Genomic DNA, 24,255 nt, shown 5'->3' on the forward strand with positions numbered 1-24,255 from the left:
ACACGAAATTCCGATGGCATATCGCCGTCGGCATCCTGCCCCCCGCGGGGTGGGCCCTCACCGGCTGGGGCGACATACGAAGTCGCCTCAGAAGTCGAATTTGAGCTGGTCCGGATGCGACCGCCAGTGAGCACAGACGTGCTCCCTGCGGCCGAACCGGGTCCGCCCATAAGCGTGAACGAACACGCTGTTCGGCTTTGCCGTAGTCATGGTGGCTTGCTCCTTGATCAGACGGGAGACATTCCCGTCACTCCAGCGCAGTTGCCTGCGCTTGGGGCGTCTGAGTCCGGCGGCAATGCCGGCGATCAAGAGGTGCCTGTGAGGGCCCAACTGCTGAGGCTAATTGATCCCGCCGCGCCCGCCAAACTAGAAGTTGCGGCAATCCCCAACACTTCCTTCGATAATCCGGTCGATCGTATTGGACCGAACAGCTATCCCGCGGACGTGACTGCCGCGTCTTCGGGGTGGGGTGGGCCTCTTGTGAGGGCCTCCGGGGTGGGCGCCATGCCCGCCCCGGTCACACCCCGCGCTCCCTTGCCATCTGGGACCGGCTGCGGCGCGTTCAGCGCAGAAAGCGAACTGCTCGAGCTGCTGTTCGACGTCGCTCTCGCGAAAGCCGAGGGGCGGCTCATCGGTCCTTTGCGCGCAGCGCGCATCCATTTTCCGGCGGTCCTCCAAGCGCCGGCGAACGAACCAGCCAGCGCTGTCATGCCCGGCCAGGCGTCTCCGGCGCCGGCTAGTTCGGACTTTTCCCGCGATCAATTTCTCAAAGAGGCGAGGGCACTTTGATGGCGTTTTACCTGTCGATGGGCCTATGCGCGATGGGGCTGGCTGCCGCTGCCCTGACGATCGCGTGGCCGCTCAAGCTGCAGCCGGACCCGTTCGCCGAACCTTTTGGCGACGTGCCGCATCTGGGTGACCGGCTTTGAGCGCAGTTCTGAAATACGACGCCGCTTGCCGGGCGATTGCCGAGGCGAAGAGCGTCGATGAAGTCACCGACTGGATCGACAAGGCCGCTGCGGTCCGCGAATACGGCCGGCGTATCCGAAATCGGCAAATCGAGATCGACGCCATCGAGATCCGGGTGCGCGCCAAGAAGCGGCGCGGGGAAATCCTCGCCAGCATGAAGGCCGCCGGTCAGATCAGGCGTGGCCAGGCTTCAAAAGAAATGTCATCCGCGAATGACATTTCTTTTACACTCGATGAACTTGGGGTTTCTCGTAACGAATCTTCCGAAGAGCAGAAGATTGCCGCCATTCCCGGCGACAGCTTCGAGCGCCTGGTGGCGCGCTGTCGCGCCTACGCAGAGGCGAATCCTGACAAGCACTCGTTCGACGTGCTGTCGGAAGGCCGCCATGTCGACAAGAAGGCTGCGCGCGATGATCGGGAGCGGCAGCTCGGCGATAGTCAGCGCGCTCTGCCAGACAAGAAATACGGCGTCATCCTGGCCGACCCGGAATGGCGGTTCGCGACCTACAGCCTTGACCGGGGCATGGATCGTGCCGCCGACAACCACTATCCGACATCCGAGACAGACACGATCTGCGCCAGGCCGGTCGGCGATATCGCTGCTGCTGATTGCGTGCTGTTCCTGTGGGCTACCGCGCCGATGCTGCCGGATGCACTACGTGTGATGTCGGCATGGGGCTTCGCTTACAAGAGCCACGCGATCTGGAAAAAGGACCGTATCGGAACTGGGTATTGGTTTCGCAACCAGCATGAATTGCTGCTGGTGGGGACGCGCGGCAAACTGCCGGCGCCCGCGATGGGGACGCAGTCCGCCAGCGTGATCGATGCGCCGCTCGGTGAACACTCCGCCAAGCCGGACGGTTTCCATGAACTGATCGAAGCATATTTCCCGAGCCTGCCGAAGATCGAATTGAATGCGCGCCGCGCGCGTCCAGGCTGGGATGCGTGGGGCTATGAAGCGCCGCTGCCGCCGCACGATCCCGACACCGGCGAGGTGATCGAGGCCGCCGAAAAGCCGCTCGACGTGCCCGTGTTTCTGCCGTCGCGCGATGCGGCGAGCGAGGTGTCGCAATGAGCCGCACGCCGCTGCCGCCGCGCCGTATGCACGAAACGACGACGTTCAGCCATTGGGGGCTGGACTACATCGTCGGCTTCGGCCGCGCGCATCCTGATGCGCCGATCTCGGAAGTGTTCCTGAACTGCGCCAAATCTGGAACGCAGGCCGAAACGCTGGCGCGGGATTCCGCCGTGCTGCTGAGCCTCGCGCTTCAGCACGGTGTGCCGATTCAATCCATCCGCCATGCGATCACGCGGGACGCCGACGGCAAGCCGTCCGGCCCGATCGGCGGGCTGGTCGACCTCATGGAGAATTCGAATGAAGGCGTCTGACATCGCGACCGCGGCGGCCGCCCTCGTCGGCGGCGACCGCGAGCTCACCCACGGCAACAAGACCGACAATCACCAGCGCATTGCCGACATGTGGAATGGCGCGCTGCGCGGCATGGGCAAGGCGACCAAGCATCCGCTCGACGCGCACGACGTCGCCTGTCTCATGGAGATTCTGAAGGTGGCCAGGCGCTATGCCGGCGCCTTCAACATCGACGATTACATCGACGGCTCCGGCTATGCCGCAGTCGCCGGCGACATCCGCTGCGAACAGATCCGGCGCGACGCGACATGGGCGCAGGCGGCGGTCGCGGATGCCGCGATGGAAGGGTGCCCCGCATCGCCAGCACTGGAGCGCAAGGCATGAACGCGCCGCTCTGGACGGATGATGAGGCTGCCGAGCTATCGCTGCTGGTAGATTCCGGAAAAACAATCGTCGAAGCTGCGACCATTCTTGGCCGGTCGGAGCAATCGTGCCGCCACAAGCAGCGCCGCATTGCGCGTGACGCTGCGTTGCTGGCTGCTGGCGAGCCCCTTCTCAGGGCCATGCGCCCTTGGACCGAGGGCGATATCGCAGATCTGATGAGTCTTCGCGACGTCGAGAAGCTGACCTTTGAAGCGATCGGTGAGCGGATCGGTCGAACGGCTCGGTGCTGCAATCACAAGTATCGCGGAAAAACCGGCCTCGACGGTCCGTCGGGCGTCAAGGCGTCCGACACGCGCGCGCCCGCACAGCAGCTCGCCGATCGCGATGCGCGGATGGGCCTGCAGCACCGCGACTTCACCGCCGCATTCTTTGGCGACCCGCTGCCCGGCCACAGCGCGTTGGACCAACGGGGATTGGCATGACGGTGCCCGGCACGATTCCTTCGCCGCTGCTTACCGTGCTCGCGCGCGGCGGCATTACTGGCGACAAGGCCGCCGACGTGATCTGCCGCCTGGTGCTGGAGGGCGCCGCGCTCGGCGAACTAGAAGACCGCATCGTCACCGTGGCCGGCGCGCCGCGCGTGATCAAGATGATGCCGCAGATCTGGCTCGATCGGCTGAACCTCGCCGTCGAACGCGGCGCGATGCAGCGCATGGACACGCCGCGCATCGTCGAACGCCTGCTGCTGCCGCCGGAGGTCACATGACCGGCACCCGCCATCGCTCGCAAACCCCGCAAACCACAGGAGCCAGATATGCCGTTCGAGGAAGCTGAAATTCATACTCGCGAAAATGCTCCGCCGATGGCGACGCTCGCTTACACGAGTAAGCCCGGCAAGAAGGGCAACGAACGTAATCCTTCGCTCAGCATCACTTTGCCGACCGCGATCTGTGGCCAGGGAAAAGCGGAGCGTTTCGTGCTGCTGATTGGCAGCGGCGATATGGCCGGCAAGATTCGCATCAAGGGCGTTGCCGGCTCTACCAAGGTGGCTTCAAAGGATGCGAAGGGTGTCAAGCCGGCACAGATGAAATGGTCGTTCCGCTTCAACTTCGGATTCGTGCCGCGGCTGGGGACCGACAAAATCGCATCCGATCAGCTTCCGCTGCGCAAGGTCGGCGACGACGAATTCGAGATCGACGTGCCTGCGAGCTGGTTCGATCCTGCATGACCAGTGCCCGCCATCGCTGGGGCGAGCCTGCGCGCTTTCCGCACAAGACCGAGCGCACCTGCTGCCGCGGCTGCGGCATCACCAAGGTAGCGCGCCTCGAATCTGATGGGGGCGGCTCGATCTATTGGACCGAATTCTGGCGGGACGGCGAACAGATTAAGGGCAGGGCGACGCCACCCTGCGAGCCGTTTCAGGCGTCCGTTCTGGAGAGGAAATGCACATGACCATATCGAACACGGCCCGAGCAAGTATGGGCATGCGGCGGAAGGTTCACGCCAAGACGGACGGCCGGTGCTTCTACTGCGGTGCCCACGTCAGGTGTGCCGATGAAGCGCCGCCGCGAGATTGGCTTTTGTTGCGAGGCGGCGGCGTCACCATGGTTATGGATCACGCTGATCCGAAGGCCCGTGGCGGTGCCGATCACGTCAGCAACCGGCTGCCCGCTTGTGGCGGCTGCAACTCGGCGAAGGGGTGGCTGAACGTTGATGAGTACCGAACCCTTGAAGGCATGAAGGCCGGTGATCTCTCGCTGTCATTTGCCGGCGACGTCGATCGCCCGCCGCGCGATTGGCTCTGCGTCTTCAGCGAAAAATATCTGAAGGGGCTCTTCCTCCATAACCACCCGAAGGCCGCTGAAGCCATTTCGCGCGGCAGGCCGATCAAACTCAGACTGCGAGATGCAGCCCGGCGGGCTGCCGCTGCGGTGTAGCTCGAAAATCTATCAGTTCCTGTTGCTTACCGCGTCTGTTGAAACCTTTGCATCACGAGAAATCTATGTCCATTGCGGCCATGAACTGGGCGCTGCAGCAGCGGCTTGAAAGCCATCAGCAGCAGATCCTGATGTACGTCATCACCGATAGCTGTGATGCGGCAGGCGTCACGCGCCACTGTGACCCGACATATCTGGCTGACCACGCCAGGATGACACGGGCAACAATGTTCCGTCGGCTGGCCGAACTGGAGAAGCTCGGCTTGCTGTCCCGCTTCAAATTCTATTCGGACAGGGGTGCTCCGATCTATGAGATCAGGGTGAATTACGGCGTGGTGATCGACATGCCCATCAAGGGCCGCCGAACGGCCGATGATGACGACGCTGAGCATGATGAATCCGATGACACGGGCACTGCTGACGGTGAGTTAAACGATCGACCAAAGTCTCACAGTGAGACTCTGGTCGAGCCGACCAAAGTCTCACCCAGAGCATCACCAGAGTCTCACTGCTGCGACTCCATAAGTCCTCCTTTATCCAAGAATCTCCCCCCTACCCCCCTCCGGGGGGCTTCGCTCTCGAAAATCGAGGTGGAGCAGGGCGAAAAGCGCGATGGGTTGTTCGCCGCGTTCCGCACGGCCTATCCGCTGGCGAGCATCGCGCTCGATCCCGGCCCGGCGCGAGAGGAGCTCGATGCACTCAGCGTCGAGGATGCCGAATGGGCGATCAGCTCGGCGCCGCACTACGCCGCCGAGCTCCGCAAAGCTGGCCAGCAACGGCCGAAAAATGCGCATCTGTGGCTGCGCAAGCGGATGTTCGAAAACTTTGCGCGCGGTGCGCCGGCGCCGGCCACGGCAGTCGAGCAGGTCTGGGTCGCGGATGGCTCAAACGAGGATCGCGCCGTGCGGTTTGTGTTCGGTCTTACGCGAGCCATCGTGCCGTTCGTCCGGACCGAGGCTGACCGTGGCCGCGGCTATTTCCTCAAGGCCAGGGTCGGTCTCGACATGCTGGCCATGCTCGGGTTTGCCGACGATGACGATCGCGCATGGACGCCGCTACCGCGCACCGACCGACGGTGCGCGGCTTGGCAGGAACGGTTCACCGCATGGAGCGGCCGGCCGCTGCCGCTGGTGCGACTGCCGGATGGCGCCGACGGCATCAGAGTGCCTGGTCCATGGCCTCCGAAGAAAGACGGCACGGTCTATCGGCACGACACCGAAACGCAGCTTGGGGAAGAGCGCGCGGATGCGCACAGCGAGGGATCAGACCATGCGTGATGTCACCAAGGCCTTTGCTGAAGCGAGTCTGCTGGCAGAGCGTTCGACCGGCATGGCTTTGGTCGAACGGCTTAACGAGGGAATGGGCGGCATCAAATGGGATCGTCAGGCGTGTCTACTGGTGCGGCTGCATCCGAACACCGAGATGAAGGTCGCCAGACGGCTCAATGAACGCGGCGTGCCGGCCTACGTGCCACAGGAGCGTTGGTCGCGGAAGTCGTCATGGAATAAGCGAGTCGTTGATATCAGGCCGATCTTCGACGGGCTGATGTTCGTTCCTGCTGATGATAGATATGCCGATCTGAACAGGATGCGAAGTTTGAGTGACGGTGTGGTCGGCTTCGTGCGATTCAACAATGGACCCTTCGCGGTGGCGCGGCCTGATGCCATGGCGATGATCTGTCGGATGGAAGAGCGCCTTAGCCTGCCGATGGGCCATCGTCGCTACGTTTTGGGACAGGCGGTGATGGTGACTGATGGTCATTTTAATCTGTTGGAAGGAAAGATCGACCGTCTTGACAGCAATGGCAGACTCAGGGTCTTGATGGACATCTTAGGAAGCCAGGTCAAAGTCAATCTCGACGAGACCCAGATCGAGCCGGTATAGCCACAACGTGGTGACAACGGACGACAGGAGGGCGCAGCCCTTCGGCTCAGGCAACCGCCTCAGGGTGATTGCCCTGCGCAAAGCGTCTGCCATCAAGCCCCGCCTCAGTGCGGGGCTTTTGCGTTCATAGGGTGTGCGGTAGCGGTCGTCGCTATCGTTGCCCTCCTTGGGCGTTTCCTCCCTAGACTTGGGCCGCTTGCTGGCGCGAGCGGCCCCCTTTTCCAAAGGCGGCTGCGATGGCGTGCGGCGGGTGCAAGGCGAGGGGCGAGGCTATCGCTCGAGTTGTGAAAGCTGCGGCGATGGGCAAGACTGACAAGATCGCCGATGATTTAAAGTTCGTTGTCCGATCGTCGGTCCAGGATGCCGGCTCGGTGCTTCGCCAGCAGACCGCCGCTGCGCGCCAGCGTCTTGGTATGCGACGATGAGTAACAACCTAGAGATCAAATACGATCTCAGCGGACTGAAGGCCATCTCGGCGCGAATGCGCGCCGCAAGCCATCAGTCGCCGGTCGCGGTGCGTCTCGCCGTCAAACATACAGGTGGCAAGGCCACGGTCGCGGTGCGCAAGGCGCTGGTTGGTCAGACCGGTCTGAAGCGCAAGGTGCTCGATCGGGCCGTGAAGGGCCGCTCCGTCGCCGCAGGCTATGAGATCAAGTCGCGGGGTGGCAACATCTCGCTGAAGCATTTCGGGGCCCGCGAGACGCGCAACGGTGTTTCGGCGGCGCCATGGGGCAGCCGTCGTATCTATCCCGGAACGTTCATCAAGGGTGGCAAGTTTCCCTCCCGTGTGACGCTGAAGATGAATGGGCAGGTATTCGAGCGCACCGGCGGTCGACGCTTCCCAATCCGGAAGGTGAAGTCAGGGCTGTTCATCCCGGTCGAGATGGTCAAGGGCCAGTCCGAGGCGGCCTTCTTCGCTGTCGTCGAGCGCGACCTGCCTGCTCGCCTGGAGCACGAGCTGGCCCGCATCCTCGGCGGCTAGCCGACTGTGTCGCGCGGGCAACATCACGGGTCCTTCCCCGGTCTTTTCGTCCCTCGGCCAATATTGGCCCCGGGGTCCGCCAGTTTGGCTGGTTTTAAAGCTGACCGAACACCCCGAACAAGCCGAACATCATGACCGAACTACCCGAACTTGACGGCGGGCTCTGGCTTTCGGTCACCCAGCTGGCGGAACGCAAGGGTGTGCGGAAGTCGACGATCTCCGAGAAGGTCGCCAGGCTGGTCGCCCTCAACAAACTGACCGTGAAGCCGGGCAAGGGCCGCGAGCGGCTCGTCAACGTCGCGCAGTACGATCTGGCGATCGGCGAGGTCGGTGATGCGGCCCGCGAGCAGGGCGCGGCAACGAAGGCCTCCAGCGCTGTGGCAATCGACGCGGACGCGATGCCGCGCGCGCCATTCGATCCGCGGCTGCGCGACGAGCAGACCCGCGACAAGGCCTACTCGGCCGACATTAAGTATCTGCAGCTCGAGCAGATGCGCGGCAACCTGCTGGTAGTCGGCGAGTTCGACGCCGTGGCGGAGGATGCGGCCAGCCGCATCGCCGATATCATCGACGGGCTGCTGTCGCAGGATGCCGATCTGACCTCGATCGCAGTCAAGGAAGGCGAGAACGGCATGCGGGCGGCGCTGAAGCGGATTGTGCGGCAGCAGCGCACCGACGCCGTAGCGGCGCTGCGGCAGATGGCAGTGACCGCGCGCGCCCGGGCCAAGACGGTCGGGGCAAACGCGCCGATCAGTACCGATACGCCGCTCGTGCCGGCAGAGGAGTGAGCGCGGAGCGCGTTGCGCTCGCGCAGGTTCTCCGATGACAGTTGAATTCACGCAGTCAGCCTATGACCGTCTGGCCTTGCTGTTCGACGCTGCGCTCTCGCCGCGCGAAGAGATCAGCTTCACCGACTGGCTGCCGAAGAACATCAAGCTGGTCGACGGGCCCAACGCCGGCGAGATGTGGAGTGCCGCCGGCGCACCTTACCTGCTGGGAATAGCCGAGTGCCTGGACGTCAATCACCCGTGCACCGAGATCGACGTGGTCAAGTCGCAGCAGACTGCGGCCTCGATCCTCGCCATCGCGTGGTGCCTGTACATCGCCGACATCGCGCCCGGCAACACGCTGTACGGCACGCCGGGCATCGAGTTCCTGAAGGACCTCAACAACGCGAAGCTGCAGCCGACGATCGATTCCTGGCAGAAGCACACCAGGCGCGACGGCATCGGCAACAACCGGCCGCCGGTGATCTATCCGATGACGGCGAGGTCGGCGGCGGGGTCCACAACCTTCGAGAAGGTTTTTTCGGGCGGCCGGCTGTGGCTCGCCAACGCGCATTCCGTGATGGACATGAGCGGCAAGACCGCGAAGTTCGGCGTGCGCGACGAGTATTCGAAGTGGCAGAACATCCCGGGCTACGGTGACCCTAACACACTGTTCAAGGGGCGTTTCACCGCCTTCCGGGCGCGCAAGAACTATAAGATCCTCAACATCTCGACGCCGGAAATCGACACCGGCGACCCGACCGGCAATACCGACGGCCACTGCCGCATCAGCCTGTCGTTCGCGCGATCGGATCAGCGCTACTGGAACTGCCGCTGCCCGGAATGCAGCAACTACTTCGTGCACCGTTTCGAGAAGCTGCTGATCGACGAGAAGCGGCCGTATCGCACGGTCTATCGGTGCGACTGCGGTCACGACATCACGGAATCGGAACGCCGCGTCGCGGTGCGCTCCGGGAAGTGGATCGCCACGGCGATCGACGACCAGATCCGGCATCCCGGCTTCAACATTAGCGCCTTCGAGTCGCTGATGATGAGCTACGAGGCGATCGCCGAAGACTTTCTCGGCTCGCAGAAGACCGAGACGGCGAAGAAGGACTTCGCCAACCTGGTGCTGGCGAAGCCTTATCGCTTCCGCGGCGACGCGCCGGATCACATGCGGCTGTTCGAGCGGCGCGAGGACTATCGGCGCGGCCACGTCCCGCCCGGTGCGTTGCTGGTGTCGATCGCGGCCGACGTACAAAAACGCGGCATCTATTTCGAGGTGCTGGCGGTCGCGCCGAACCGTGAAAGCTGGGTGATTGAGTACGGCTATCTCGAGGGGGCAACGACCGATCATGACGCCGGCGCGTTCCTCGAGCTGACCGAGCTCTATCACCGCAGCTGGCCGGATGCCTACGGCAGCTTGCGTCGGCCGGACACGTTCTCGGTGGACTCCAACTACAATGCCGGCGCGGTCAAGACCTGGACCCGGATGCACCCCGGTACCCAGGCGGTGATCGGCCGCGATGGCTGGGGCAGGCCGCCACTGTCGGCTGCGACGCCGCAGGACGTCGACTACCGCGGCAAGATGATCAAGGGCGGCGCCACGGTGCGCTTTGTCGGCACTTGGCCGCTGAAGAGCACGTTTTACGCCTACGTAGCTCAGGTAGCGAAAGCCGAGGGCGCCAGCGTCGTCTATCCAGTCGGTTACTGCCACTTCGGACAGTTCATCGACGAGAGCTATTTCAGGCAGATCACCGCCGAGCATCTGGTCGAGAAAACTGTCGGGGCCAAAAAGCACAAGGTTGGCGGCAAGAAGCGCCAGGAGTGGGAGCCGCGCGGCGGCGCCGACAACCACTGGCTCGATTGTCGAATCTACAACATGGCATCGCTCGATGCGTTCTTTGCGAGCTTTACGGCTGACGACTGGGCGCGCCTCGCTAGCGAGCGCGGCATCCCGGAGGATCTCCGCAAGGCTGATCTGTTCACGCCGCGCGCGTTTCAGCGTGGCGCTGACATGGTCACAGGGGAGATTCCGGAGCCGGTGCCGACCCACGACCCGTGGGCGCGGCTGGCAGAACTGAACCGGGGAATTTGATGCTCACAGATCAGCAGATGCTCGACGAGGCGCGGGTGGCGTTGCACCGCTTCCAGATCGGCGGCGGCATCGTCGAATGCGAGTTCGGCGGCCAGCGCACCAAGTTCAGCGCCGGCAACATCGAAAAGCTCGTGGCGTATATCGCCCAGCTAGAAGCCAGAATTGCCGGGCTGCCCCAGCGTGGCGCCGTCGGCTTTTACTTCTGACCGTAAGGTTTAGTCCCGCATGACCGCGACTGTCTTCGATCACACCGGCGCACCGGTGCCGTCCGCGCATATCGCGAGCATTCGCGCCGATGCGGCGTTCGGCTACGGCCGCCCGTCGGAGCCTGCCTATCGGTCGGGTTCGCGGATGTCGCAGGAGATGGCAACTTGGCGGCCGTTCGGCGCTTCGGCAGATGCGGCGGTGCTGCCAAACCGGGACCTGACCGCCGCGCGGGTCGATGACCTGATCCGCAACGATCCGCACGCCGTCTCCGGCGTCGCCAGCTTGGTGGACATGCTGATCGGCGCGGGGTTGCGGCGATCGTCGAAGCCCGACATGCGCGCGCTCGGTCTCAATCCGAAGAAAGAGCAGGACCGCGCGGTCGCACGTGCGCTGGCCGAGTCGATCGAGACGGAATGGCGGACATTTGTCGAGGATCCGCTGCGGCGCTGCGACGCGCAGCGGCGTTTGTCGATGAACGGAATCTTCCGGCTGCTGTGCCGGACGTCGGTCATCCGCGGCGAAGCCACGGCTGTGATGGGCTGGAAAGAGGGGAAGGGCCGCTATGCTACCTGCGTGCGCGTCATCGACCCCGACCGGCTGACCAACCCGACCGGCTATCCGGACTGCGCAAAAATGCGCGGTGGCATCGAATTCACCGAAGACGGCGAGCCGGTCGCCTACCACGTCCGCAATAGCCATCCCGGCGACTTCTACAGTAATTATCCGAATGGCCTGAGCTGGACACGGATCCCGCGCAGCACGCCGACCGGGCGGCCGGTGTTCATTCATGGCTTCGAGCCCGACCGCGCCGATCAGGCGCGCGCCATCTCGCCGTTCGCAGCGCTGATGCAGCGCATGCGGATGATCGGCAAGTTTGCCGACACGGAGCTGGCATCTGCGATGGTCAACGCGCTTTTCGCGGCCTTCGTCAAGTCAAACCTTCCGGTCGACGCGGTCAACCAGTCGTTCACGCCGAACACCGCCACCTTTGCCGATAAGCGGATGGATCACTGGGAGAAGAACCCAGCCATGCTGAACGGTGTTCGGATCCCCGTGATGCCGGTCGGCGATGAGATAGCGCTTAACAGTTCGACGCGTGAGACCAGTACGTTTCCCGCTTTTCAGACTGCATTCCTTCAGTCCATTGCCGCAGCGATGGGAATTTCCTACGAGCAAATTTCGGCGGATTGGTCGCAAGTCAACTACTCGTCGGCGCGCGCCGCGCTCAATGAGGTGTGGCGGCACGTTCAAACCGTGTCGTCGGCATTCTATGAGCAGGTCGTCGATCCGATATACTTTGCCGTAATGGAGGAAGCGTTCGACCGCGGCTACGTCGAGATGCCGAAGGGTGCGCCCGATTTTTGGGATGTCCCGGGCGCCTATCTGAAGGGTCGTTGGATCGGGCCCGGCCGCGGCTATGTCGATCCAGTCAAGGAAGCCGAAGGCGCCAGCATGCGGATGGGTGCGATGATCTCGACGCTGGAGGCCGAATGCGCCGACCAGGGCCGCGACCTCGAAGAGACGCTGGACCAGATCGCCCGCGAGGAAGAGATGCTCAAGGAGCGCAGCCTCACGCGCACGCAGGTCGGCGCTGGACGTCCGAACCCGTCCGACGTCGGCAACGATGCGCTAGCACCGGAAGACAAGAGGCCTGGCCAACGATCCTTCGCCCGGAAATTGCGGCCCGCGTCTTCAATTCCGTCCTGATGATGGATCCCGGCAAGGCCGCTGCCATCATGATGGGGATCGGCGGCCGCATCGTCGACGGCGGCATCGACCTGTCCGGCGCCGCGCCGATGGATCATGTTGCCTTTGAGGGCGGCAGGTTGTTGGACTCGATGGGCCGCCTCGGCGACCCGCTGACGAAGGCTTTGCAGAGCAGGGGCGCCGAGGACGACGACCTGCTGTACCGCATGGAGAACGTCGCCGTGATCCCGATCGAGGGCACGCTGGTCCACAAGGGCAAGTATCTTGGCTCCTATTCCGGCAGCACCTCCTATGAGGGCCTGCAAACGCGCATCGCCGCGGCGGCGCGCTCCAACTCGGTGCGCGGCGTCGTGCTCGAGGTCGATAGCTTCGGCGGCGATTCCGCCGGCGCCTACGATGTCGCGGAGGCGATCTACGAATTGTCTCAGGTGAAGCCCACGCTGGCGATCCTGACCGACTTCGCGCTGTCAGCGGGCTATCTGTTGGCCTCGGCGGCGCGCCAGATCGTGATGCCGGAGAACGGCAGTGCCGGCAATATCGGCGTCATCACCATGCACGTCGACTACTCCAAGCAACTGGAGAAGGCCGGCGTGAAAGTCACGGTGCTGTCGTCCGGCAAGTTGAAGGCCGACGGCAATCCCTTTTCCGCGCTGCCGGACGACACCGCGTCGCGCATCCAGGCGCGGCTCGACGCCGGCCGCGACCAGTTCGCCACGGCCGTCGCGCGCTACCGCGGCGTACGGCTAGGCAAGGATGCCGCCCTGGCGACGGAGGCGGAAAGCTATCGCGGCATGGATGCCGTGACCGCCGGCATCGCCGACGGCGTGATGCGTCCGTCGGACGCTTTCGCGCAATTCGTTTCCCTGATGCGGTGAGCCGCAAACCCAACCCCAAAGGAGACTGCAGATGAAACCGGAAAACACCGGCCTCGCAGCCGTGTTCGCGGCTGCCGGACTGAGCATGGACGCCAAGGATTCCGTTTCGCGCGACGCGCTCAACGCGGCCGTTACGGCTGCGTTGACGCAGGGCGAGAAGCTCGGCCTGGAAAAGGCCGGCGTCGACCTCGACAAGGCGAAGACGGAAGCCACGGTGACCGCCAACACGCGCGCCAAGGCGATCCTCGACCACGCCGAGGCTCAGGGCCGTGAAGGCATGGCCCGCCATCTCGCCTTCGATACGAACATGAGTGCAGAAGCCGCCGTGGCGACCATGAAGGCGGCGCCGAAGGGCGCGGCGTCGTCACGTCTCGGCAACGTGCCCGATCACAACCTGTCGGCCGACGACACCAACCCGGGCAAGGAAGCCGCGGTGTCGTGGGATTCGGTCATGGCGAAAAAGGGCTTGCCCCTGCCGAAGTAGAACGGCCGGGCATCCGCGCGGCTGAGATTTAACCTCCCACGAAACGGAGATCTGAAAAATGGTGGCCTTTGTCGAGACCCGGCATCCGGGCGAATTCATCCTGAGCGAGTTGGACGGTCACGGCTCGCGCGAGAACGTGCTGGTGGGCGTTTCCCAGACCATCCTGGTTGGCACAATTCTGGGTGCCGCGGCCCTGGTCGCCGGCATGACGTCCTCGGTCGTCGTCGGTACCAACACTGGCAACGGCGTGGCGACGCTGGCCAACCCGGCGACCAGCCAGAGCGCGGTCGACGGCGACTATGTCCTGACCTGCACCGCGGCGTCCGCCAACGCCGGCACCTTCAGCGTGCAGACGCCGGATGGTCGCGAGATCGGGCCGCTGACGGTCGGCGTGGCCTTCAACAAGGAGATCAAGCTCACGATCGCCGACGGCTCGACCGACTTCGCAGTTGGCGACAGCTTCAAGGTCCGTATCGGCGTCGAGACGCCGGGCGACCTGAGCTACGGCGCGCTCAATCCGTCCGGCACCGACGGCTCGCAGAACGCCGTGGGCATCGCGATCTACCCCGTCACCAACGACGGATCGACCACCTCCAAGATCGCGGCCATCGTCCGCGGTGCCGAGGTCAACGGCAAGTGCCTCGAATGGCCGGCCGGCATCACCGCTCCGCAGAAGGCGGAAGCGATCGAGCAGCTGCGCAAGCAGATGATCATGGTCCGCTGACGCGGGCCAACTACCCTTCGTTCCGTCCATCCGGCGCCGACATCCGTCGGCGCAAACTCACTTCTCAAGAAAGGACCAACTAGCCATGTTGGACATCTTCAACAACAATGCGTTCGGCGTGGTTAGTCTCACCGACGCGATCAACAGGCCGCTGTTCGCGCCCGGTCGTCTCGGTCAGATGGGCCTGTTCGCCGAGAAGGGCGTCACCACCACCACGATCGTGCTGGAGGAAAAGGACGGCAACCTGCTGCTGATCCCGCCGACGCCGCGTGGCGGGCCGGGCAATACGCTCGGCAAGAACAAGGCGACGGCGCGTCCGTTCGTGGTGCCGCACTTCGAGATCAACGACGCTATCTATGCCGACGAAGTGCAGGGCGTTCGCGCCTGGGGCACCGAGAGCCAGCTGCAGACCGTGATGGGCCAGATCGCCGATCGCATCGGCATCCATCGTCCGTCGCATGAAGTCACGCTGGAATATCAGCGGATCGGAGCTGTGATCGGACTGATCACCTATGCCGATGGCACCACGCTCGACCTGTTCAGCGCGTTCGGCATCTCGCAGGACTCGGAGATCGACTTTAACCTCGACGCCGCGAGCCCGGTATCCGGCGAGCTTCGCAAAGCCTGCGCGGCCGTCATCCGCCAGGTCTCGAACAACCTCGGCGGCATCCCGTTCAGCGGCCTGCACGCGCTGTGCGGCGACGCCTTCTTCGACGCGTTGCTAGCGCATCCGGAAGTGCGCGCCACCTTCCTGAACAATCCAGCGGCGGCCGAGCTGCGCAAGGCCTACGTGATGAACGGCATGTCGTTCGGTTCGTTCGAGTTCGGCGGCATCATCTGGGAGAACTACCGCGGCGCCGTCGGCGGCACCTCGTTCATCAATACCAACAAGTGCCACATCTTCCCGCTCGGCGTGCCCAACCTGTTCCGGACCTACTTCGCGCCGGCGGACTACGTCGAGACGGTCAACACCGTTGGCCAGCGCATGTACCTGAAGCAGTACCTGATGGACAACGACAAGGGCGTGAACCTCGACAGCCAGTGCAACGCGCTGTCGCTGTGCACCCGTCCAAAGGCGCTGGTCAAGGGCAAGCTGACCTAGCCCGGACGCAGCGCGATGCCGACCCCCTTCGAGATCGCCGCCGCCATGAATTCGGCGGCGGTCGACACGGTCTATGGCGAGGCCTTCCAGTGCTTTGCCATGGCTGCGGCGGGGGACGTCGACGGCCCGCGCCAGGCAGACCCGGCGCGGGACAGTTTCACCGTCACCGGCGGCTTCCTGGCGCCGTCGCATTCGGTGCTGCCGCATGCGCGGGGCTCGGTACAGGACGACAACGCGCACAAGGTGGCGATCTCGGTGCCGCGCGTCTCGTTCGACAACCGGCTGATGGTCTGGCCGTTGCGCCCCGGCGATCGCGTGGTGCGGCTAAAGACCGGCGAGACGTTCGAGGTGGCCAAGGCCCTGCCGGACGGCGTCCTGCGCACGATGTTCAGCCTCACGGCGCGCAAGCGCACGTGACATAGGAACGACCGATGACCCTTGCTCGGACCGCGTTGCGGCTATGCGTTGCGGCCTGCCTGAAGGGCAGCGATGGCGACCGTCCGACGATGGCGGAGGGCAGGGTGTACGACAGCCGGATAGCGGAGCTGTCGCCGGAATCGTTCTGCGACGACGCCAAGGCGACCGTGATCCTGATGACCGACGGCGACGAGGGCGAGGCGCTGTCGGCGCAGAACGGCGGGCCGCCCTTCAAGCGCATGATCGACGTCGTGGTCGAGATGGGCATGGTGATGGCCCTCAACGACGAGGACGGCTACGTCGTCGGTTATCCAGACACTGATGCCCGCCTCGAAGCTTCGCTCGACCTGCTCGAATTCCAGATTATGCGGCGGCTGGCCTACGCCCCCGCGCCAATGTCCGTGCTCTTCCGCAAGTTCACCCGGATCCGCAGCCACCAGAACCATCGCCAGGTGCTCGACGACAGCGGCGTCAAGATCGCCTGCCGTATCCTGACACTGACCTGCGAAGTCAATGACGACCGGGTGCAAGTCTACCAGACGGACGCGCTGCCGACAGGCTTTGCCGTGCTGCCGGAGCCGTTGCGCAGCGTCGCGCTGGTGCTGCCGGACGGCTCACCAGGCCATGATGCGTGCGTCGCCATCGCAGCCGGGCTGGCACCCTTGGCGGCGCCGGGGCTTCTCAACTTCGACGTCAAGGTGACCAACCCCAACGATGCGCCCGATGTCGAAGCGCTGATCGATTTGTCCTGAGAGGAAGCTGCGATGCCGATGATTCATGTCAAGCCCGCGAAAGGCGCGCGCGTCCGCATGCCGGAACGCGGTTCAACGGTGATGCCGGAGCATGGCGGCTGGGTGCCGGATGTCGTGCATTACGCCGGCCTGATCCGCACCGGCGACGTCGTCCGCTCCGATCCGCCGCCGCCGCTGCCCGGCACCGAGCCGGACACGCGAGAGGCCCCTGCCGACGCTGCCCCTACCGCCCAACTGAATTCCCCGCTCACGCCCCGCGCCGCTCCGAAGGAGAAGTGATCCCATGTCGGTTTCGTTCAACGCCATCCCCTCGAACCTCCGCGTCCCGCTTTTTTATGCGGAGGTCAATGCCGGCTATTCGGCCTATCAGGGCCCCAGCCGCACCCTGCTAATCGGACAGAAGACCAGCAGCGGCATCGCTGCGGCGAATGTGCCGGTCCGCCTCGACGGCGATCCGCAGTTGCTCGCCGGCGCTGGTTCGCAACTGTCGGAAATGGCGCTGTGGGCGCGCGCCAACCATCCGTTCGGCGAGATCTGGCTGTTGCCGCTGGCAGATCCCGCCGGCGTCGCGGGCACCAAGACCGTCACCGTCGCGTCCGGCATCCTTGGCAGCGCAGGGTCCGCTGCGCTGTACATCGGCGGCGAGAAGGTCGAGGTCGCGGTGCAGCCGACCGACACGAACGCAACCGTCGCCGCGGCGCTCGTTGCCGCGATCACTGCCGGGTATTTCAAGTTCGGCCGGCCGTTGTCCTTTCCGGTCACGGCGGCGGCAGCCTCGAACGTCATCACGCTGACCGCCCGCAACGTTGGGGCGCTTGCCAACAGCCTTTCCGTCATCACCAACCAGGTGGGCGACGAGGGTCCGCTGCAGCAGTACCTCACCGTCGCCGCCGGCACGACCGGCACCGGCGTGCCGGCTCTCAACGCGGCGCTGGCCGGGCTCGGCGATATCGAGTTCGACTTCATCTGTGCGCCCTATGCCGACACCACGTCGCTGGACGTCATCAAGGACTTCCTCGGCCCGGTGTCCGGACGATGGTCGCCGATGCTGCAGATCTACGGTCACTATTTCACGGTGCTGTTCGACACCGTGTCGAACCAGGCGACCGCCGGTGCGCTGCGCAACGACCCCAGCGTGACGATCATGGGCGTCACCGCCGACACTACGTCACCGCCTTGGCGCTGGGCCGCGGCTCACGGTGCGCGCGTGGCGTCCGACAAGAACATCGGCGGCGAGGTCGACCAGGCCTATCGCATCAGCCGCCCGGTGTAGACGCTGGATCTCGTCGGCATCCGGCCGCCGGTCAGCCGCGCCAACTGGCCGACCACGCTGCAGCGTAACCAGCTGTATCAGGACGGCATCGCTTCCTACAGCGTGATGGTCGATGGCACCGTGCTGCTCGACCGCTCGGTGACGACTTATCAGGTCAATGCCTACGGCCAGCCTGACATCACCTGGCTGGACGTCGAAACCCGGCTGCAGATGGTGTACTTCGTGCGCTACATGCGCCAGCGCATTACCCAGAAATACGGCCGCTGTGCCCTCGCCGACGACAATCCGACCGGCAATCCCGGCATCGTCACGGCGAAGATCCTGAAGGCCGAGTGCGTCCACATCTACAAGGAGCTCGAGACTGGCGGCCTGGTCGACAATTCGACGCTGTTCGCGCAGTCCCTCGTGGTCGAGCGCTCCAGCGATCCGAACCGCGTCAACGCCTACCTGCCGGTCGACGTCGTCAACCAGTTCCGCGTCTTCGCGGCCAACGTCACGACCTTCCTGCAGCGCGACGCCGGCGAGGCCGCCTGATCCTACGCGCCGCGGCGTGGCCGCGGCGCGCCATCCATCCTGATCGCAACGAGAGGCCAATCCCATGCACACTTCAGGCGGCCGTGTTTCCACGGTCATCGGCGGCGTCGCTTATTCCGCGCGCGGCGAGATCACCCTCAACCCGTCCAACATTACGGTCACGGCCGGCGTCAACCGCGACGGCAGCCTGTACCGGACGGTCGAGCCCAAGGCGCGGACCGCCGAACTCACCTTCGACCGCTTCGTCGATGTCGAGGGGCGCCCGCTGAAGTGGGATGAGAACATCATGAAGCTGACGAACCTCGGCGCCACCTTCATCGAGGAAGATGTCGGCGGCGTGCAGACTGGGCTGACCCACCTGTTGTCCGGCGGCTTCTTCACCGGCGATCCGTCGATCGCTACCGCGACCGGCGAAGTCAGCAACATGGGCTTCGCCGCCGAAAAATACGAAACGCTGACGGGCTGATCCGATGCGCGAGACCGTCACCATTCTGCTGAAGACGCCGCTGAAGGCCCCGGAAGGCCCCGTCAGCCGCATCGTGCTGCGCGAGCCGACCTTCGACGAGTACCTGTCGATCGGAGATCCGTATTCGATCGCATATTCCGACGGCGGCACGCCGTTCGCGGTCGAGAACCTGGAGAACATCCAGCGCTACATCGCGCATTGCGTCGTCGAGCCGAAGGACCCTGCCACGCTGAAGCAGGCTAGCGCGGCTACGGCACGGGAGGTCAAGAAGGCGTTGCTGGGTTTTTTCCAGCCCGACGAGGAGAGCGAAGTCTCCGCGACCTCGCCGACGACCTCGCCTTCCGCGGAGTCGGAAGCAACAGCTTCCACGCGATCGGACAGCTGACGCTGTCCGAATTGATGTACTGGCACATCCGCGCGATCGCGTGGTCGAACCGAAAGACCTGATCCATTGGCCAAGATCATCGAAGCCAAGGCTGTCATCAGTGCCGAGGACAAGACCGGCGCGGTCTTCGACAAGATCGCGAAGAAGATCGACGGCATTGCCAAGTCCGGCAAGGCCTCGAAGTCGATCGACGCCATCGCCAAGTCTATGGAGCGCGCGCGGACGCAGATGGAAGCGATCGACCGCTTCAGCAATTCGCGCGGTTCGTTCGATGCGGCGCAGAAGCGGTTGCGGGCGGCCCAGGCGGCCGTCGAGGCGCACAAGGCGGCAATGTCGAGCATTGCCGCGCCGAACCGTGCGGCGGCGGAGGGTGAACAGAAGCGCCTGGCGCGCGCCGTCGACCAGGCAACCCGAGCCTATGAGTCGCAGAAGTCCGCGGTGTTTGCCAACCGTTCGGCACTGGAGCGCGCCGGCGTGCCGATCAAGGAGGCGGTGACACACCAGCAGCGGCTGAAGGCCGCGATCGCCGCGACCACCATCGCATTCGACAAGCAGGGCGCCGTGCAGGAGCGGCGCGCTATCGCCTCGGAACGCATGGCCAAGGTGGTCGGCATCGGCGGCGCGGCGTTGGCGGCCGGCGCCAAAGTCAAGAACATGGGCAAGAGTGCGATCGTCTCGGCGGCCGAATTCGATATCGGTATCCGCAAGCAGCGCGAATTCGTCGACATTCCGAAGGACGTGCAGGAAGGCCTGCTGATCCCGCAGGCCAAGAAGATCGGCCAGGACACCCAGTTCTCCAACCTTGACGTCGTCAAGGCGCAGACCACGGCGATGCAGGGCCTGCCGGCCAGCTTCGACGGTAAGCTGCGCGCCGAGGTCGGCGCCGGCATCATCGAGAGCGTGAAGAACTACGCGCTGGTGATGGAAGCCGACATGCAACGTTCGGCGGAGGGGCTGCGCAGCTTCCTGCAGACGACCAACAAGGATATTTCGACGAAGGAAAAGGCGGTCAAGGAAGCGACGCGTGCCACCAACCTGATGGTCAAGACCGCGAAGCTGGGCGGCATGAACGACGAGGACGCGCAGCAGTTTTTCAAATATGCCGCGCCGACCGCGACGGCCGCCGGCCTGTCCGACACAACACTCGGTGCGCTCGGCGCCGTCGGCCGCCGCGGCGGCCTGCGCGGCGACGAGCTCGGCGTGTTCGTGCGCTCGGTTTCATCGAAGCTGGTGGCACCGACCGGTAAGGGAATGGATGCTCTGACGACCGCTGGCATCGACTACAACAAGTTCACCACGATGCCCGGCGGCCTCAGCGTCGCCAACCTCGAAGGCCTCTCCAAGCGCCGTTTCGGCAAGGGCTTCAATCCGAGCCAGGTCGACCGGCTCGACGACATTCTCGACAATCCGGACGTCGTGTCCAACAAGGAGGAATTCACCAAACAGGTCTCGGAGATCCTCGCCGAGAGCTTCGACAAAAAGAAGAGCGGCGAGACCAAGGCACAAGACTCCGCGAAGATCGCCAAGATGGTCGGCGACTTCCACAAGATGTCGACCGAGAGCGTTGACGCCGAGGGCCTGCTCAACGCCATCATGACCAATCCGAAGATGAGCATCGCACTGTTGAACGCGATGTTTACCGACAAGCATGGCGGCAAGGGCTCTATCCTCGCCTCGAAGTGGGGCGAGTTCCAGACCAGCAAGGCCGAGCTGGACAAGGTCGGGCAGGATCCGGACTTCGCCAAGCGCAAGGCCGACGAGATCATGGGTGGCCTCGGCGGCGCATTCGAGCGCCTGAAGGGCTCGACTGAAAACCTGACGCTGGCGATCGGCAATGCGATGGAGCCGCTGGCACGGCCGGGCTTCGACAAACTCGGCAACGCGATCGACTGGGTTTCGAACCTGCCGGGACCGGTTCTGGGCGCGGGTGCTGCGGCCGGCGCTGGCGCATCGATCTTCGGCGCCGGCGCGATCATGTCGAAGCTGATGGGTGGCTTCGGCCTGTCGGCCTCGGCGCTGGCGCTCGATGCTTCTGCCGCGGCGCTGACGGCCGCCGCGGGCGCGCTGGGCGCGCCTGGCGTGGTCGGCAAGGCCGGTGCGGTCGCGGCGGCTTCCACGGCAGCCGGCGGCGGCATGTGGGCTGCAGGCGCGGCGGCGCTGCCCTGGGCTGGCGGTGCCGCGGCCGTCGGCGCCGGCCTGATGACGCTGCGGGCTGCGGTCGACGACGCCGGCTATGCCGGCCTCACCAGCGGCGAGCGCATGCGCAAGCAGCGCGGCGGCTCGATGCGCGAGATGTACGCCCGGGAGTGGGGGCATCCGACTGGGGCGCCCGTGGTGTCGGATACCACGACCTACGGCACCGGGGTCGGGGGCGACAAGTCGCAGACGGTGACGGCCAACGTGACCGGGGACGTCAAGGGCGAGGTGGCGGGCCGCTTCGAGGTGGTGGCCGGCAGCGAGCTGATCAGCCTGGTGGAAAGCGTCAAGCAGATGAAGATCGAGGTCCGCGGCGCGCTGCGCTCCGCCGGCAACGGGCCCGGCTCGACCGGTCGGTCGTCTCCGGATGCGGCGGCGCCCAGCAACGGCGCGAGCGGGAACTGGTAATGGCGCGGGACTGGCTGAAAGATCTCTGGCGGGCTTCCTACAAGGGCGCACCATTCTGGACCGAGCGCGACCAGGAATCGGGCGGCCGGCGCATCGTCAAGCATCAGTTCCCGATGCGCGACGAGCCGTTCCTCGAGGATCTCGGCGAGGACCTGCGCGAATTCGACATCACCGCCTATCTGGCGTCAGACAGCGCCGATGCTGAAGCGGCGGCGCTGTCTGCCGCCTGCGCCAGCCGCGGCGCCGGTGTTCTCGTCATGCCGGTGCAGGGGCCGGTGTTGGTACGCTGCGTGTCATTCTCGCGCGACAGCACGAAGGACCGGGCCGGCTATCTGGCGTTTTCGCTGAAATGCTGTCGCGAGGGCGCATCCTCAGCGCTGGCCACGGTAGCGTCACTGGCCAACCTGATCTTCGTCGCAGCCGACAACGCAGCGACAGTGGTAGCGGCCTCGTTTGCCGCCGAGTTCACGGTCAGCGGGCAGTCCGGCGCAGCGCCGCAGCCCGTCGATTTTGTGGTGGCGACGGCGATCAATGGCCTGCGCAACGGCGTCGCCGCGCTCGAGGCAATCCGCGTGAGAGAGCCGGTCGATCCGGTTGCCAGCGCGGTGCAGCGAGATGCGCTGCAATCGCTGTACGACACGATGCCGGTGTTGCTGGAAACGCCAGCTGGCATAACCATGGCGCCGCTGGATCTGATTGCGACCACTCGCGCACTCGGTGATGCGATGCCGGCTAACACGGCCGCGCGAGCCTTCGAGGCAATTATCGTGGCCGGGCAGGCGGGCGCTACGGCCGTCGCGGCGTCTTACCCGACCAGCAACCTGCGCGCTGCGGCAGTCAATGCCGCCGCCACGCAGCGCGCATTGCGATTGGCTGCACTGCTGGCTTATTCCGAGGCCATTGCCCGGATGGTCATTCCGGATCGACCCGCTGGGATAACGCTGCGCGCCAACGTCGCGGAATATTTCGAGGCCGAGGTGGTCGACCTCCCGGCGTCGGAAATTGACCTCGTGCACCAGATCGGCGTGTTGCGCGGCGCGGTCATCGACTACATCTCGCGCGCCATCCTTGACCTGGCGCCGGTGATCACGGTCGAGACCAACCTGTCGCTGCCGTCGCTGGCGCTGGCTTGGCGACTTTACCAGGACCCGCAGCGCTCTATCGAACTGGTGGCGCGCAACCGCGTGGTCCATCCATCGTTTATGCCCGTGGCGTTCGAGGCGCTGGCGAGATGAGCTTTATCACCGATTTCCTCGGCTACGCACTGCCGGCTGGTGGTAGCGTCGAGGTGATTACGATCGCGGTTGGCGGGGCGCGCTGGTCGGCGTTCGAGGAGATCACAGTGAATGCGGCGTTCAACGAGGGTGCGCGCGATTTCAGTTTCATCGTGGCTGCAGAGCTTGGCGCATCGGCCACCAATGCCATCTTCAGCAAGGGCGCCGAGGTAGCAATCTACGCCAACGCCGACCTGCTGCTGACCGGTGCGGTCAACCGCAAGCAGCCCCTGCTGGAAGCAAAAAAAGCGCAGATCACGGTATCCGGCCGTTCGTTGTCGCAAGACCTGATCGATGGCTCCGCCGAGCACGACACTGGTAACTTCAAGAAAAAGGACCCGCTGGAAGTCGGCCAGGAGATCTCGAAGAAATACCGCGCGAAATTCGAGACCGACCAGAAGCTCACGAAGCTCGATCAATACAAGCTGACGCAGGGCGAGAGCTGCTTCCGCTGCGTCGAGAAGCTGGCGCGGCAGCAGGGCATGACGCTGGCAGGCACGGCCGAGGGCAATATCAAGATCACCAAGGCGGGGAACCAGCGCCACGCCGGCGGCCTGATCGAGGGGCAGAACATCCTCAAGATCGGCGCCGATCACAACGACAGCAACCAGCATTCCGAGATCACGGTGCGCGGGCAGAGGCCATTCGGCCATGGCGCCGAGGCGCTGGAGCTGGAAGCGATCGCGCGGGAAAGCGGGCTCAAGCGGCACCGGCCGCTGATCGTTGTACAGGACAGCGACACCACCAAGGATCTGACGAAGAAGCGTGCGAAGAACCTGCGCGACCGCAAGGCCGGCGACGCGCTGAAGGCGACGGTGACGACGCAGGGTTTCCGAGACGAGGCGGGCACGATCTGGACGCCGGGCTGGCTGGTGTGGGTTGAAAGCCCGTTCTGCGACATCGCGCAGGACATGCTGATCGAGCGCGTTTCGTACCAGCAGGATGACGGGGGCAGTATCGCGACGCTGTCGCTGACCGACCCGCGCAGCTACGGCGGCGAGGGTGGCAAGGGCAACAAGTCCGGCGGCGAGTGGTCGCAGGACAGCAGCGACGCGGACTGA

General features: G+C 64.6%; 30 protein-coding genes. All 30 read left to right on the forward strand.

The window, feature by feature from the left end:
- Positions 1 to 788 precede the first annotated feature (788 nt).
- A complete protein-coding gene (locus FNL56_RS27700; protein ID WP_168204661.1) occupies positions 789 to 929 on the forward strand; it encodes a hypothetical protein in 141 nt (46 codons plus the stop codon).
- Between the two features lie 155 nt (positions 930 to 1,084).
- Positions 1,085 to 2,044 (forward strand): MT-A70 family methyltransferase, encoded by a 960-nt coding sequence (locus FNL56_RS13300; protein ID WP_246661649.1) that lies wholly within the window; start codon positions 1,085 to 1,087, stop codon positions 2,042 to 2,044.
- Entirely contained in the window at positions 2,041 to 2,358 is a 318-nt protein-coding gene (locus FNL56_RS13305) for a hypothetical protein (RefSeq protein ID WP_143582042.1), read from the forward strand. Before FNL56_RS13300 ends, FNL56_RS13305 begins: the two co-directional genes overlap by 4 nt.
- Positions 2,345 to 2,722 (forward strand): DUF6378 domain-containing protein, encoded by a 378-nt coding sequence (locus tag FNL56_RS13310; RefSeq protein WP_143582043.1) that lies wholly within the window; start codon positions 2,345 to 2,347, stop codon positions 2,720 to 2,722. The genes FNL56_RS13305 and FNL56_RS13310 overlap by 14 nt, the downstream gene beginning before the upstream one ends.
- Entirely contained in the window at positions 2,719 to 3,204 is a 486-nt protein-coding gene (locus FNL56_RS13315; protein WP_143582044.1) for a hypothetical protein, read from the forward strand. Before FNL56_RS13310 ends, FNL56_RS13315 begins: the two co-directional genes overlap by 4 nt.
- Positions 3,201 to 3,488 (forward strand): hypothetical protein, encoded by a 288-nt coding sequence (locus FNL56_RS13320; protein ID WP_143582045.1) that lies wholly within the window; start codon positions 3,201 to 3,203, stop codon positions 3,486 to 3,488. Before FNL56_RS13315 ends, FNL56_RS13320 begins: the two co-directional genes overlap by 4 nt.
- 48 nt (positions 3,489 to 3,536) lie before the next feature.
- Positions 3,537 to 3,950 carry a hypothetical protein gene (locus FNL56_RS13325; RefSeq protein ID WP_143582046.1) on the forward strand — a complete coding sequence of 138 codons (414 nt, stop codon included), beginning with the start codon at positions 3,537 to 3,539 and terminating at the stop codon, positions 3,948 to 3,950.
- Positions 3,947 to 4,174, forward strand: coding sequence for a hypothetical protein (locus FNL56_RS13330; protein ID WP_143582047.1), 228 nt, complete (start codon positions 3,947 to 3,949; stop codon positions 4,172 to 4,174). The genes FNL56_RS13325 and FNL56_RS13330 overlap by 4 nt, the downstream gene beginning before the upstream one ends.
- The gene (locus FNL56_RS13335) at positions 4,171 to 4,659 is read left to right on the forward strand and encodes an HNH endonuclease (protein ID WP_143582048.1); all 489 of its coding nucleotides are present in this window, start codon (positions 4,171 to 4,173) and stop codon (positions 4,657 to 4,659) included. The genes FNL56_RS13330 and FNL56_RS13335 overlap by 4 nt, the downstream gene beginning before the upstream one ends.
- Before the next feature lie 65 nt (positions 4,660 to 4,724).
- Positions 4,725 to 5,936: a MarR family transcriptional regulator gene (locus FNL56_RS27705; protein WP_168204662.1), complete on the forward strand. Its 1,212-nt coding sequence runs from the start codon at positions 4,725 to 4,727 to the stop codon at positions 5,934 to 5,936.
- A complete protein-coding gene (gene nusG, locus FNL56_RS27710) occupies positions 5,929 to 6,543 on the forward strand; it encodes a transcription termination/antitermination protein NusG (RefSeq protein ID WP_168204663.1) in 615 nt (204 codons plus the stop codon). The genes FNL56_RS27705 and nusG overlap by 8 nt, the downstream gene beginning before the upstream one ends.
- A gap of 421 nt (positions 6,544 to 6,964) precedes the next feature.
- Entirely contained in the window at positions 6,965 to 7,525 is a 561-nt protein-coding gene (locus FNL56_RS13350; RefSeq protein WP_143582051.1) for a hypothetical protein, read from the forward strand.
- Positions 7,526 to 7,656: 131 nt separating this feature from the next.
- Complete coding sequence (locus FNL56_RS13355; protein WP_143582052.1) at positions 7,657 to 8,313, forward strand: hypothetical protein; 657 nt, start codon at positions 7,657 to 7,659, stop codon at positions 8,311 to 8,313.
- 34 nt (positions 8,314 to 8,347) lie between these two features.
- Complete coding sequence (locus tag FNL56_RS13360) at positions 8,348 to 10,390, forward strand: terminase gpA endonuclease subunit (RefSeq protein WP_143582053.1); 2,043 nt, start codon at positions 8,348 to 8,350, stop codon at positions 10,388 to 10,390.
- Complete coding sequence (gpW, locus tag FNL56_RS13365) at positions 10,390 to 10,596, forward strand: gpW family head-tail joining protein (RefSeq protein WP_143582054.1); 207 nt, start codon at positions 10,390 to 10,392, stop codon at positions 10,594 to 10,596. The genes FNL56_RS13360 and gpW overlap by 1 nt, the downstream gene beginning before the upstream one ends.
- Before the next feature lie 19 nt (positions 10,597 to 10,615).
- A complete protein-coding gene (locus FNL56_RS13370; protein WP_143582055.1) occupies positions 10,616 to 12,304 on the forward strand; it encodes a phage portal protein in 1,689 nt (562 codons plus the stop codon).
- Positions 12,304 to 13,179: a S49 family peptidase gene (locus FNL56_RS13375; protein ID WP_143582056.1), complete on the forward strand. Its 876-nt coding sequence runs from the start codon at positions 12,304 to 12,306 to the stop codon at positions 13,177 to 13,179. Before FNL56_RS13370 ends, FNL56_RS13375 begins: the two co-directional genes overlap by 1 nt.
- Before the next feature lie 31 nt (positions 13,180 to 13,210).
- The gene (locus FNL56_RS13380; RefSeq protein ID WP_143582057.1) at positions 13,211 to 13,663 is read left to right on the forward strand and encodes a hypothetical protein; all 453 of its coding nucleotides are present in this window, start codon (positions 13,211 to 13,213) and stop codon (positions 13,661 to 13,663) included.
- Positions 13,664 to 13,721: 58 nt separating this feature from the next.
- On the forward strand, positions 13,722 to 14,387 hold the full coding sequence (locus tag FNL56_RS13385; protein ID WP_143582058.1) for a head decoration protein: 666 nt from the start codon (positions 13,722 to 13,724) through the stop codon (positions 14,385 to 14,387).
- A gap of 85 nt (positions 14,388 to 14,472) precedes the next feature.
- Positions 14,473 to 15,489, forward strand: coding sequence for a major capsid protein (locus FNL56_RS13390; protein ID WP_143582059.1), 1,017 nt, complete (start codon positions 14,473 to 14,475; stop codon positions 15,487 to 15,489).
- A 15-nt stretch (positions 15,490 to 15,504) separates the two neighbouring features.
- Positions 15,505 to 15,906: a hypothetical protein gene (locus FNL56_RS13395; RefSeq protein ID WP_143582060.1), complete on the forward strand. Its 402-nt coding sequence runs from the start codon at positions 15,505 to 15,507 to the stop codon at positions 15,904 to 15,906.
- Positions 15,907 to 15,920: 14 nt separating this feature from the next.
- Entirely contained in the window at positions 15,921 to 16,658 is a 738-nt protein-coding gene (locus FNL56_RS13400; protein WP_143582061.1) for a hypothetical protein, read from the forward strand.
- Between the two features lie 12 nt (positions 16,659 to 16,670).
- On the forward strand, positions 16,671 to 16,937 hold the full coding sequence (locus FNL56_RS13405; protein ID WP_143582062.1) for a DUF2635 domain-containing protein: 267 nt from the start codon (positions 16,671 to 16,673) through the stop codon (positions 16,935 to 16,937).
- Between the two features lie 4 nt (positions 16,938 to 16,941).
- Entirely contained in the window at positions 16,942 to 17,931 is a 990-nt protein-coding gene (locus FNL56_RS13410) for a hypothetical protein (RefSeq protein WP_143582063.1), read from the forward strand.
- A 105-nt stretch (positions 17,932 to 18,036) separates the two neighbouring features.
- Positions 18,037 to 18,465, forward strand: a complete 429-nt coding sequence (locus tag FNL56_RS13415; protein WP_246661661.1) for a phage tail sheath C-terminal domain-containing protein — start codon at positions 18,037 to 18,039, stop codon at positions 18,463 to 18,465.
- 64 nt (positions 18,466 to 18,529) lie between these two features.
- Positions 18,530 to 18,931: a phage tail tube protein gene (locus FNL56_RS13420; RefSeq protein ID WP_143582065.1), complete on the forward strand. Its 402-nt coding sequence runs from the start codon at positions 18,530 to 18,532 to the stop codon at positions 18,929 to 18,931.
- Between the two features lie 4 nt (positions 18,932 to 18,935).
- Positions 18,936 to 19,316: a hypothetical protein gene (locus tag FNL56_RS13425; protein WP_143582066.1), complete on the forward strand. Its 381-nt coding sequence runs from the start codon at positions 18,936 to 18,938 to the stop codon at positions 19,314 to 19,316.
- A gap of 66 nt (positions 19,317 to 19,382) precedes the next feature.
- The gene (locus tag FNL56_RS13430) at positions 19,383 to 21,920 is read left to right on the forward strand and encodes a phage tail tape measure protein (protein ID WP_143582067.1); all 2,538 of its coding nucleotides are present in this window, start codon (positions 19,383 to 19,385) and stop codon (positions 21,918 to 21,920) included.
- Positions 21,920 to 23,155 (forward strand): DNA circularization N-terminal domain-containing protein, encoded by a 1,236-nt coding sequence (locus FNL56_RS13435; protein ID WP_143582068.1) that lies wholly within the window; start codon positions 21,920 to 21,922, stop codon positions 23,153 to 23,155. Before FNL56_RS13430 ends, FNL56_RS13435 begins: the two co-directional genes overlap by 1 nt.
- Entirely contained in the window at positions 23,152 to 24,255 is a 1,104-nt protein-coding gene (locus FNL56_RS13440) for a phage baseplate assembly protein (protein WP_143582069.1), read from the forward strand. Before FNL56_RS13435 ends, FNL56_RS13440 begins: the two co-directional genes overlap by 4 nt.

Origin of the sequence: Tardiphaga sp. vice304 (genome assembly GCF_007018905.1) — a bacterium.
Taxonomy (GTDB): Bacteria; Pseudomonadota; Alphaproteobacteria; order Rhizobiales; family Xanthobacteraceae; genus Tardiphaga.